This window comes from Paenibacillus sp. ALE2 (genome assembly GCF_054113385.1).
Genome location: NZ_CM134213.1, coordinates 5,483,595 through 5,495,883, shown reverse-complemented (window position 1 = coordinate 5,495,883; position 12,289 = coordinate 5,483,595). Strand labels below are relative to the sequence as shown.

10 protein-coding genes are annotated in these 12,289 nt (G+C 45.8%); 9 read left to right on the top strand and 1 reads right to left on the bottom strand.

The window, feature by feature from the left end:
- Window positions 1-193: 193 nt before the first annotated feature.
- The 7 genes from ACXHJ1_RS23725 (at window position 194) to ACXHJ1_RS23695 (ending at window position 7,067) form a co-directional block, all read left to right on the top strand.
- On the top strand, window positions 194-1,648 hold the full coding sequence (locus ACXHJ1_RS23725) for a bifunctional metallophosphatase/5'-nucleotidase (RefSeq protein ID WP_107734377.1): 1,455 nt from the start codon (window positions 194-196) through the stop codon (window positions 1,646-1,648).
- Complete coding sequence (locus ACXHJ1_RS23720) at window positions 1,602-2,762, top strand: HD-GYP domain-containing protein (protein WP_019686832.1); 1,161 nt, start codon at window positions 1,602-1,604, stop codon at window positions 2,760-2,762. The genes ACXHJ1_RS23725 and ACXHJ1_RS23720 overlap by 47 nt, the downstream gene beginning before the upstream one ends.
- Before the next feature lie 97 nt (window positions 2,763-2,859).
- Complete coding sequence (yfkAB, locus tag ACXHJ1_RS23715; protein WP_107734376.1) at window positions 2,860-3,990, top strand: radical SAM/CxCxxxxC motif protein YfkAB; 1,131 nt, start codon at window positions 2,860-2,862, stop codon at window positions 3,988-3,990.
- 106 nt (window positions 3,991-4,096) lie between these two features.
- The gene (locus ACXHJ1_RS23710) at window positions 4,097-5,455 is read left to right on the top strand and encodes a hemolysin family protein (RefSeq protein ID WP_107734375.1); all 1,359 of its coding nucleotides are present in this window, start codon (window positions 4,097-4,099) and stop codon (window positions 5,453-5,455) included.
- A 293-nt stretch (window positions 5,456-5,748) separates the two neighbouring features.
- Complete coding sequence (locus ACXHJ1_RS23705) at window positions 5,749-5,973, top strand: spore coat associated protein CotJA (RefSeq protein ID WP_016819599.1); 225 nt, start codon at window positions 5,749-5,751, stop codon at window positions 5,971-5,973.
- 1 nt (window position 5,974) lies between these two features.
- Window positions 5,975-6,457: a spore coat protein CotJB gene (locus tag ACXHJ1_RS23700; RefSeq protein WP_107734374.1), complete on the top strand. Its 483-nt coding sequence runs from the start codon at window positions 5,975-5,977 to the stop codon at window positions 6,455-6,457.
- A 40-nt stretch (window positions 6,458-6,497) separates the two neighbouring features.
- On the top strand, window positions 6,498-7,067 hold the full coding sequence (locus ACXHJ1_RS23695; protein WP_016819601.1) for a manganese catalase family protein: 570 nt from the start codon (window positions 6,498-6,500) through the stop codon (window positions 7,065-7,067).
- A 161-nt stretch (window positions 7,068-7,228) separates the two neighbouring features.
- Here ACXHJ1_RS23695 and ACXHJ1_RS23690 read toward each other — a convergent pair whose 3' ends face one another.
- Window positions 7,229-8,302, bottom strand: a complete 1,074-nt coding sequence (locus tag ACXHJ1_RS23690) for a glycosyltransferase family 2 protein (RefSeq protein WP_107734373.1) — start codon at window positions 8,300-8,302, stop codon at window positions 7,229-7,231.
- Between the two features lie 394 nt (window positions 8,303-8,696).
- Between ACXHJ1_RS23690 and ACXHJ1_RS23685 the strand changes: the two genes are divergently transcribed.
- Both ACXHJ1_RS23685 and ACXHJ1_RS23680 read left to right on the top strand, forming a co-directional pair.
- Window positions 8,697-11,540 carry a bifunctional glycosyltransferase/class I SAM-dependent methyltransferase gene (locus tag ACXHJ1_RS23685; RefSeq protein WP_107734372.1) on the top strand — a complete coding sequence of 948 codons (2,844 nt, stop codon included), beginning with the start codon at window positions 8,697-8,699 and terminating at the stop codon, window positions 11,538-11,540.
- Window positions 11,541-11,564: 24 nt separating this feature from the next.
- Window positions 11,565-12,227: a class I SAM-dependent methyltransferase gene (locus ACXHJ1_RS23680; protein ID WP_103042351.1), complete on the top strand. Its 663-nt coding sequence runs from the start codon at window positions 11,565-11,567 to the stop codon at window positions 12,225-12,227.
- Window positions 12,228-12,289: the final 62 nt, after the last annotated feature.

Here is a 12,289-nt window from a genome sequence, read left to right as displayed (position 1 = left end):
GACTAATTTACTATTATTCCAAGCTGTAAAATAGGTCCCAAGGACCCGTCTCCTTTAAGTTACAAATAGAAGGCAATGTCAATGATTTTCACTATCTATGTCCACCTCATATGTACCATATTGCTAAATAACATGGTATGCTTAAACATTAGAAGCTCCAAAGTCGATATATAAAATATAGAGGAGGGCGGTTATGGAGATGACGACTCGGCAAACGTTGACCATTTTGCATACCAATGATATCCATAGTCATTTTGGCAGTATGCCTTCGATAGCCGCGATGATCAATGAACGAAGAGCTGCATCAGGGGATGCGCTTCTTGTGCTGGACATAGGAGACCACATGGATCGGATGGCCCCCGAAACGGAAGGAACGCTCGGTGGGGCAAATGTGGATGTGATTAATCTGACAGGATACGATGCAATTACGATCGGTAATAATGAGGGACTGACTTTTACCTCGGATATGATTGAACAGGCATATGCAGGCATTCATTGTCCAGTTGTATGTGGAAATCTGACAGAGCGTGCTACGGGGAGGAGTCCTTCGTGGATGAAGGACTCCGTTATTTTGAACAAAGCAGGAATCAAGATCGGTTTACTAGGTGTGACGGCTCCTTTTACAGAGTTCTATCAATTGTTGGGCTGGGATGTGCTTGATCCGTTTGAGGTGCTGGGGAAGCAGATTGCGGCACTCAGAAAGCAGGTGGATGTGGTGGTCGTGATGTCTCATCTGGGTTTACCCTCTGATGAGAAATTAGCGTCCCAGTTTCCTGAGATTGACGTTATCCTTGGTGGTCACACCCACCATGTGCTGGAGGAACCGCTTCAGATTGGGAACACCGTTCTATGTGGGGCCGGGAAGTTCGGAACGTTGCTCGGTGAAGTGACACTAACCCGTAACCATAGTCTTGAACCGTTTCGAGTTACCTCAGGCGGCGTAGTTCCGGTGGATCAAGCGCTGCTGGACGAAAAAGTGGCATCGGCCATTGTGTTGCATCGCAGACAAGCAGAACGCGCCATGGAGAGCACGGTGGCAGTAACGGATCGGGAATTGGAGATCGCCTATAATGAGGAGTCCCCTTTCGGGAATTTGCTGGCACAATCGGTATCCCATTTTACAGGCACCGAAATTGCCCTCGTCAATGCAGGTCAACTGCTTGGTCCGTTGCCTCAAGGAGATATTAGCAAAGGAATACTACATTCCTTATGCCCATCGCCGATTAATCCCTGTGTTATGAAATTGCGGGGAAGAGACATTCGGTTGGCACTGGAGCAGTCGCTGCTGCCTGAATTTACAGACAAGCCCATGACCGGCTTTGGCTTTAGAGGCAAAGTACTTGGCACCATGTGTGTGGAAGGGTTGACCATTCAGTATGATCCGGACCGTGCTCCTTATGAAAAAGTGACGGACATTCGTGTAGCGGGTCAAACCTTGGAAGAAGATGAGGAATACACAGTGGGCACGTTGGATATGTTCACTTTCAAAGCAGGCTATAAGGTGCTTGCGAACGGAACAGATCTCCAATTTATGCTTCCAGAATTTTTACGGGATTTGATTGAAATGGAGTTGAAGCGTCCGGGCGCGATGGAAGAATGTTTTGCAGCTAGGTGGCTTCAGGTATCAAAACAATCGGGAGAGGATTAAGCTGCGACTGGTACCTGTTACATTATTGAGAGCCGGCATGAAGCTGGGCAAAAAAATATACAATGAAAATGGAATGGTGCTGCTCTCGGAAGGTGTTGAGCTTACTTCGCGATTGATTGAACGTCTAGGCCAAGTCGGAATTGGATATGTATACATTGAGGATGCAGTGACAGAAGATATCGTCATACCCGAGATGATCCATGAACAGACAAGGGCGGCGGCGCTACAGGAAATCAAAAAGCAGTTTCAGGGTTTGTCATCCTACTCCGTAGATCATAAGCACAAATATTTTGGCAAGTCTTTTTATAAGGTAATGGAATCCATTCTGGACGATATTGGAGGCCGCCAGGATGCCATCATAATGTTGATGGATATCGGGGCTGCGGATCAGGATTTGTATCATCATTCTTTGAATGTATGCTTGTATTCACTAGTCCTGGGGATATCCAATGGCTACGATAATAACCAGCTCATGGAGCTAGGGATAGGTTCATTACTGCACGATATCGGTAAAATGAAGATTTCACCTCAAGTGCTCTATAAGCCGGGTAAATTGACGGACGAGGAATATGAGCACATGAAAACACATACAGTGATCGGCTATAAGCTACTTAAAGACGAACCTGGGATTCCCTTGTTGTCAGCTCATTGTGCATTACAGCATCATGAGCGTATTGACGGCAGTGGATACCCACATGGTTGGAAAAAGGACCAAATCCACGAATATGCGAAATGGATCGGTCTGGCGGACTCGTATGACGCGATGACGGCAAGTCGAATATACAAGCAGGCTTTGCTGCCTTATGAAGCGATGGAGGTGCTATACGCCGGGGCAGGAACGCTGTATGAGCAGCGGATGCTGGAAGCCTTTCGTGACTGTGTAGCTATTTATCCTCTGGGGCTCTCTGTGGTGCTCAACACAGGGGAAGAGGGAGTCGTAGTGCGTATACACCCCAAAATCCCGCAAAGGCCTGTCATTCGTATTGTAAGAGACCAGGATGGACAGGAACTGAAGGCGCCTTATGATGTGGATTTGTCCGTATCCCTTTCGGTTATGATTACAAACACATTGGGTGCAGCTACCGGTCCTTTCGGAGGAGTTCACGTAGATTAGCAGAGGATGTGGAAGAAAGCATGCAGACACTTTACACATCATGATATGATAATTATACGTCTTTTGAGGTTAATAACAGAAATAAGGTGAAAACATAATGACAGTTCTACAAGATAACACGCTACCCCAAATATCGCCAACGTATGATCCGTGGGACCCGATTGTATCACTGCGTACGCATGGTCGTCATTTGCTTACAAGTGTGGAAATGACCGTAACACATTTATGTAATATGCGCTGTGAGCATTGTGCCGTCGGTGACATGCTGGTTATGAAGGAGGCCCCTTTTCTTCCTTTAGATCTGATGCTGAAGCGCCTGGATGAAGTTGAGCATCTGGAGACAATAAGTATTACAGGCGGAGAACCTGCTTTGCTTGATAAAACAGTGGACGATGTGATCGTTCCGCTGTTGAAGTATGCTAAAGAGCGCGGTATTCGTTCGCAAATCAACTCCAACCTGACATTGGATATCCGAAGATATGAGAAGATGCTTCCGTATCTGGATGTCATGCATATATCGTTTAATTATTTAAATGCTGACGATTTCTATGAAGTGGGATTTGCAAATACCGGACGTCCGACTCCACGAGCGGGTGCTGTGCGCCTGTATGAAAAAATGATAGAGAATGCACGCAAATTGAGCGAAATGGGAATGTTCATTTCAGCTGAGTCCATGATTAATTATCGGACACACACGAAGCTAGGAGGCATTCATCAGTTGATCAACGAAATGGGATGCCGCCGGCATGAGGTTCACCCGATGTACGCGTCGAATTTTGCTTCTGCCTTGCCTGTACTGTCCCTTGACGATATGCGAAATTCGATTGATAAACTGCTGGATGTACGAAATCAGGACATGTGGATGTTATTTGGTACACTACCGTTCTTTGCTTGTTCAGAGCGGGAGGAAGACCGTAAATTGCTTCGCCGTTTGCGACAAGAACCGAATATTACGGTGCGTAATGATCCAGACGGAAGAAACCGTGTAAATGTGAATATGTTCACGGGTAGCGTATATGTGACGGATTTTGCAGACATTCCAGCTTTCGGAAACATTCAGGAAAACAGTCTAGATAATATTTTCGGTGAATGGCTGAATGAGCATCCGCTGAATCAGACCGTGAACTGTCATTGTGATGCGGCTGCGTGTTGCGGACCGAATCTACTCGTAGCAGATATGTATTACAAGGGTGTAGACTTTAAATCAAGAAAAGCTTTGCAATTATAAGCATTTTTACATGATTCCAATTACAGTTTCCGATCATAAATACTGAATTGAATAACTTACAAGTCGAATGGTGCAAAATGCTAATTAAAGAAATGGGGAGTTCGTATTGGATGGTCATACCGAGTTTCATTGGGGATTGCTAGGGGTGAATCTCTTCTTGGTACTGCTGCTTGTCTTTCTAAACGGTGTTTTTGTGGCCGCAGAGTTTTCGCTGGTCAAAATGCGCCAATCCCGATTGACGCAGCTCCAAAGTGAGGGTCATCGCCTGGCAGGCTATGCGCTGAAGGTGAACCAAAAGTTGGATGCTTATCTGTCTGCCACCCAATTGGGCATTACGCTGGCTTCATTGGGGCTAGGCTGGATTGGTGAGCCAGCAATATCCGGCTACCTGATAGAGCCACTCATGCACAAACTCGGTGTAACTGACGGTACACTGATTACAACGGTATCCGTTGTCGTCGGATTTTGCGTCATTACTTTTTTGCATATTGTATTGGGCGAACTGGCTCCCAAGTCTTTGGCGATTCAAAAGACTGAAGGTGTGGCGTTGTTTTTATCGGCGCCCTTGCTGCTTTTTTATAAGGTTTTTCTACCTGTAATCTGGGTGTTAAATGCTGCCGCAAACATGTTGTTACGGGCATTCGGCATTCAGCCGGCGAGTGAAGCCGAAGCGGCACATTCTGAGGAAGAGATCCGCATATTGATGAATCAGAGCGCCAAGAGCGGTGTAATCGATAAGGATGAAATCAAGCTGATGGATAATATCTTTGATTTTTCCGACTTGCTTGCTCGTGAAATCATGTTGCCGCGTACTGATATGGATTGCTTGTACACGAATTTGTCGTTTAAGGAAAATTTGAAGATTATCAGTGAGACCAAGCATTCCCGTTACCCGGTAGCGGTCGAGGATAAAGATCAGATTATCGGTTTTGTCCATATTACAGATCTTCTGTTAGCCGAGCAGGGTGAGCAACTGGATCTGACCTCGGTGGTGCGTCCTATTCTGAATGTGCCTGAGTCCATGGAAGTAAGTCATGTGCTACGCCTTATGCAGAAAAAGCATTCCCAAATGACTCTCGTGGTGGATGAATACGGTGGAACCGCCGGTCTGCTGACAGCGGAGGAAATTCTGGAGGAAATCGTCGGGGATCTCTATGATGAGTTTGAGGATGAACGTCCAAGCGTGGAAATGAAGGAAGACTTTATCTCTGTGGACGGTCGTATGCTCATTGAGGATGTGAATGATTTAACTGGAGTGAACATTGAAGACGACGAAGTGGATTCCATCGGAGGCTGGCTGTTCAAGGAATTGGAAGGCAGTCCGGTGAAAGGGAAGAAAATAGAGTTTTATAATCTGACCTTTGAAGTGGAGGAAGCAACAAGGCTTCGCATTATGAGAGTGAAAATTCACCGTAAAACTGAGCCTGTCATTGAAGATGAGCTTTCTAACGATGAGGAATCCTAATCCACAGAGATAGCCATGATTAGTTCAGATATGTAGTTATATAGAGTGCTGAAAGAAAGAGCCTTTAAATCCACGTTACCGTGGTTTTAAAGGCTCTTTTTGAGTTAGTTACTACCACAATTCAATCGAAATATAGATAGCGGGGAGGATGCCATAATCAGTTTGAGCAGCAGTTCTATAGTTTATTTCTTTGAACAAAAATTTGTATCCGTTATTTTTTTGTTCGAGACTTGGGCGATGCGGCATATGTTGAATAGTAAAGCAGATGGATCAATTAAAGGAGGTCCCGGCCCGTGAAATTTCCACAGCAAGGTCAGTATGCCCCGTTTGTCGGCCCGTTCGATCCGTGTCCGCCCGTTCTGTGCAAGACTTATGTGCTCCCGCCAAACTTGTTTATACAATTTCAGCCCCCTGGTCTGCCACAATTCAGTCCAGAGGAAGCACTGACGAAAGGAACGCTATGGCCATTGCTTTACAGTCCTTATGAGCCTAGGAGAAACCAGGGGGGAGGCGAATAAAATGGAGAATCCAAATCAGGGTCAGTCCCCAAATCAATTCCAACAGCCAAATCAGCCTGAGGGTGGACATCAACAGCCGAATCAGTCTCAAAGCCCTTATTCAAATTCATATCAATACCAGAACCAATATCAATATCAGAACGAGTATCAAAATCAAGCCCAGGACTATAGTCAACCCAGAGAACCGATCCAAGGTTATACGCCCCAAGCCTATGCGCCTCAAACCAAGCCGGGTGATGCCCAGTTTTATGCGCTATTGGAGAAGCTCCAAGCGGTGGATTTTGTGCTGGTGGAACTGAATTTGTATCTGGATACACACCCGGATGATTTGCAGGCCATCGAACAGTTCAACAAGCTGACACAGGAAAGAACGGCGATTGCTAACGAGTATCAACTCCTATATGGACCCTTACAGAATTTTGGTCGTGCCTATTCCAAGTATCCTTGGGAGTGGAGCCAATCACCTTGGCCGTGGCAGGTATAGGTAGGGAATCGACAACCTTTTGTATAAAGGAGGAACATAAATGTGGGTATATGAGAAAAAACTGCAATATCCCGTACGTGTCAGCAAATGTGATCCTCATATGGCTAAACTGCTGATGGAGCAGTATGGCGGAGCGGATGGCGAGCTGGCAGCGGCATTGCGCTATCTGAATCAGCGGTATACGATTCCCGATAAAGTGATCGGTGTACTCAATGACATCGGCACGGAGGAATTTGCGCACCTCGAGATGATTGCGACTATGATTTACAAGCTAACCAAGGATGCGAGTGTGGAGCAAATGGAGGCAGCCGGTCTAGGCGAATATTATGCGGCACACGACCATGCGTTATTTTACCAAAACGCTTCCGGAGTGCCTTTTACAGCGGCCTATATCCAAGCTAAAGGTGACCCGATTGCTGATCTGTATGAGGATATTGCGGCAGAGGAAAAGGCGCGAGCTACATATCAGTGGCTGATTGATTTGACAGACGATGTGGATTTGCAGGATAGTTTGAAGTTTCTGCGTGAACGTGAGGTGATTCATTCGTTGCGTTTCCGTGAGTCAGTAGAAATTTTGAAGGGAGAAAGAGATCGGAAAAAGGTGTTCTGAGGAGTCTTGTATGACGAATAGGAAAGGCCATCTGCAAGCATCACGTGCAGGTGGCCTTTCCTATCTATAAAACTAGTAACTTGTAAACAAAGCAGATTGTAGCTAATAAAGTCGATTTTCTACAAAAGAAATCGACTTTTTCAATGGCGCTCAACAGAATATTATTTTTGGTCTAGCTGTGCAAAATACTGCTCGTTATATAAAACACTTGGATGAGTAGGATGGTGCAACTGGGCTATGCGATGATGCGATTTTGCTTTTTCGATGTCACCGATTCGGTCATAACAGAGACATAATTGCAAGTGTGGAAACCAGGTATAGTACGACGAATTGGTTAAGGCCATCACATTTTGCGGGGGCTCAATCAGCGTCGCCTGACGAAACCAATAAATGGCTTGAGCATACTGCTCATCTTCAATGAACAAATTGCCGAAAGCACAGCAGAATTGGGTGCGTGGTACATCGAGGGTAAGTGTGCGGAGCAGTGCCATCCGCTGCTCCTGTTTTTGTGCTTGACGACCGTAGCAATCCGCAAGCTTAAAGCAAGCAGCAATCCGATCTTCTATCCATCCTTGATTTAGCCCTAGATAATGTTCGTACTGCTGAATGGCTTCTAGTGTGCGTCCGTTATCATATAATTCATTGGCGAAGTAGTAGTGATCTCGTTCAGAAAATACGGTGCCCTGCTCCCGATGCTTGAGATATATGTGCAAATTACGAGCAGTATAAGCGCGTGTTTTGTTATGAGTCACCGCCATATTACTATGAAAGATGCTGCCTGTTACATTCAGGAACTCGTGAACAAATCCGGTCCATCTGAATCTGCGATCACGCCGTACAATTCGGTTTCTTTTGAGCTTATACAACGGCTGTCCTTGTTCATCTACGGATAGCACATAATCCATTGTAATGCTGTCATAAGAGAGGGTGGCTTGTTTTTTCCAGTTGAGAAAGGATAGTCGATCTTTTTCTTCCAGTATGTCATCGGCATCCAGCCAAAATTGATATTCTTGCGTGGCCTGATCAAACGCATAATTACGGGCAGCGGAGAAATCATCGCACCACTCAAAGTTGTATATCCGAGCGTTGAATGATGCAGCGACCTCTTGGGTTCTATCGGTAGATCCAGTATCAACGATAATGATTTCATCCACCAGGTCATGGACTGATTTCAGACAGGTATGAAGGGCTTCTTCTTCGTTTTTGACAATCATACATAAGCTGACAGTCACCATGCTCTCTGTCCCTCCCAAAAAACTTGGTATAATTTCCATTTTATTAGGATAGCTTGCTCATTATGTAGTAATTCGGCTTGAACATGTAAAGGGGATATGATGATCATAAATTCAGTTCTGCTCTAATAAATTAGAAAATCAAAGCTGGATGTTTGGGGGAAGGGTATGGATTGAAGATGTGGGTGACGTTCCGGGTTAGGATGTGCGACAGGATGGGTTTTATCGTTGAGTGGGGAGATTGTATTTTGTATTGATGTCGTTTTCATTGATATTTCCAGGTGTAAGTCCATTCATACCAAGCTCACTCCCATATCGCTTGGTCGCAATTATGGTATGCGTTAGGACATGGAGGGGGAATGGTTATGAGGCTTCCGCCTGATGGAGGCGTTGACACATGCGTATACTAATCGGCAGCCCGGTGCACCAGAAGCCGGAAATTTTGTCTTTGTTCCTTCAAGCATTGGAGCGTCTGGAGGCACCTGACGTGCTACCAGATTATTTGTTTGTCGATGATAATGACAATCCGATTTCAAGCCAGTGGCTAGTTGACTTTTCCAATCGACTTCCGGGACGGGTTTTACCCTTGTTAACAGGCTCGCAGCAAGTGGAGAACCGAAGTGATGAGCACACTCATTATTGGCCGCCTGCTCTTGTCTGGAAAGTGGCTGGCTTTAAAAATCGTCTTATTGATTATGCACTTCAGCACAATTATGACGCGTTGTTTCTGGTCGATTCAGACCTGGTTCTCCATTCCCGTACCTTGTGCAGGCTGGTGGAGACGGAGAAGGATATTGTATCAGAGATTTTCTGGACACGCTGGCAACCGGAAGGACCGCTATTGCCTCAAGTGTGGGTTAGTGATGAATATAACTTGTTCCATCGTGAAGATGGCGAAGTGTTGTCCGCAGAGGAGCGAGCGCAACGTGAGTTGCATTTTATACATCAGTTGCATGTTCCAGGTTTGTATGAGGTGGGTGGTCTAGGGGCGTGTACCTTAATCCGCAGACGGGCGCTGGAAGCAGGGATTCATTTTGGTAAAATCAAAAACGTTTCTTATTGGGGAGAAGATCGACATTTTTGTATTCGAGCGGCTGCATTTGGATTTCCACTTTTTGTAGACACACACTATCCGGCAATGCATCTATATCGGGAAGCCGATCGAATGAAGGCAGAACAGCTATTATTCACCCTAAAGTACTTTACATCGAACCGCCCAGAGCATGTAACACATGCGGAACACTCCGATATTTCTCCAAGCTCTCCAGCCTTCAATCGTCCAGCATCGTCAAGAACCCCTAAATTCAATGAACCTCCAGTTATACCCGATGATCTCCGCGAAACTGCTGTCTTTGCCAAGTACACGGCAGATTCGTTTGTTGTACCCCCGGCGTTCACTGGTCCACGACAAAGTGAGCTTTATACACCGCCTGTCTCTAATCCTAAATTAACGCTGACCATGACGGTATGCAATGAGGCAGATCGCAAGCTTACAGACGTGCTGCTGAGTCACCGGGAATACATTGATGAAGCAGTCATTATTGATGATGGTAGTCATGACGATAGCGGAGCGTTGTGCCGGGAAATCTTACAAGGAATCCCTCTGCGTCTGATCCGCAATGAAACACCCTCTTTTATCAATGAAGTCGAACTTCGAAAGCAGCAGTGGAGAGAGACATTGGCTTCTTCTCCCGAATGGATATTAAGCATGGATGCTGACGAAATGTTCGAATCCCGCTTTGCCCAAGGGGTACATTCTTTGTTAGCGGGAACGAAAGCGGATACGATTTGTTTCAGGTTGTTTGATATGTGGTCTTCGACGCATTACCGTGATGATGAGTATTGGCAGGCTCATCGGTATTACCGTCCTTTTTTAATTCGCTATAAAGAGGGGTTCCCTTATAAATGGAAGGAGCAGTCCTTGCACTGTGGGAGATTACCCGAAAATGTACTTGACCTTCCCACTGAGATCAGCAACTACCGTATTCAGCATTGGGGATGGTATACACCTGCTATTCGCATGGCCAAATTTGAGCGATATCAGCTGCTTGACCCAAGTGCTCGTTATGGCTGGAAAGAGCAATATGAATCCATTTTGGACCCGAATCCACGACTTACACTCTGGGTCGATCAGGACAACAAAAACACAGAAAAAGAACCTACACCAGAATATGAACCTGCGCAGCAGGCAAACGACTTGGATGTCGCCAAGGTGGCCAGTGTGCAGGTCATGAACAAACCCGATCTCCAAATTAAAGGTGAAGCCAAGGTTATTTCTTATGGTAAGGAGAAGGGGAGAGGAGCAGAACAGAGCGTAAAATGCAAATTGTGTGGCTCAGCCGACACGATAGTATTTCACAATTATGAACACTTTACCTTGATGGGATGCGGCTTCTGTGGATTGGTTTTTCGTAAGGATGTGGATCATATTCAGTCTGAGAAAATGATAGCAGAGATTTATAATGCCAATTGGGTTGCTATGCGGGATAGTGCAGCGGCGTCTACCTATGGGGATCATGCGCTTTTTGGACTTATGCTGCTCGATATGTTCAGTCCCAAAAAAGGAAAGCTGCTTGAGATTGGTTCAGGGACTGGAGAATTTATCCATGCTGCCCTTCAAGCTGGCTGGAATGCAGTGGGCATTGAGCCGTCCAGTGAATCGCGTGCCTATGCCAAATGCAAATATGAGGTGGAATTATTACCGGGTTATTGGAATGGTGAAACAGAGCTAGATGCTCAAATTCAACAATCTCTAGAAATTAACCAAGATTATAAAGATCAGGAAGCGATTGAGACTGAAAGTTTAGAGGAAGAAGCGGACTTACCTCTGGAGCACCAATACGAAGCCATAGCATGCTGGCATGTGCTGGAGCATATCGCGGACCCGGTCGCATTTTTGACGGATTTGCGTGAACAGCTTCAACCTGACGGAACGTTATATATTACGGTGCCCAATAAAAATTCGTTTACCAACGAGGCTTATGGCGTTCACTCACCTTTATTTACGGAGGAAGATCATTTGTACCATTATTCGGATCATACACTGACGCTCTTGCTGGAAAAGTCCGGCTTGCGCCCGGTGGCTTTGTTCACCCGCCAGCTTCCTGCTGGTTTGGATGCCTTGCTGCAAGCACATCCTTTGTACGGTGAGCTTGCCTTTACAGAGCAAATGGGATTGTTGGCTAAGCTTCAAGGTGAGAAACGGGGCCATGAATTATGCTGTGTAGCAAGAGTAATCTAAACATCTCCAAAGGAGGCTACATTCATGAATATGGCTGACCCGTATCTGTCTCGCTTTTTTGTATATTCTGATCCCAATTCGTCCAATATGATTTACAGACTCCCTCAAAGCTGGTGGAGTCGTCCCTATGAGTATGAGTGGTGTCTTCAATTTATGTCTGGGCAAGATACAGTATTGGACGCGGCATGTGGAATCCCTCATCCATTCAAATTTGAGCTGGCCCGCCGTTGCGCTCAGGTTTATGCCTGCGATTTGGATATACGCATCGTTTCTGTAGATGCCATCTTGGCTGAGGTGCGGCGGGATATTGGGGAGGAGGCTGCTGAGCGCATTCAGGAGATTTTACCGGTTCGGCTCCACTCCGCACATGCCAATTTAACTGCTCTGCCCTATGAGGATGCCAGTTTTGACAAAATTGTATGTATATCAGTGTTGGAGCACTTAACCCCCGATGAATCTTTGGCAGCCTTGCGTGAATTTCACCGAACTTTACGGGATGACGGCATGCTTCTGTTGACATTTGATTATCCTACAGTGGATCTTTCAACGATGGAACAATGGATAGAAGAAGCGGGGTTTTCGTATTGGAGTGGTGTGGATCTCAAGCTTCCACGGGGGGCTCTACACACAGATATGTGGGGCGGTTTACATTGTTTTAGGACTGTTCTAAAAAAATATAAGAGTTAACGGTATGCGCAATGAGGTTTACACAGACCTCTCTTATTGCTTATCATGAGAGGGGTTGGAGT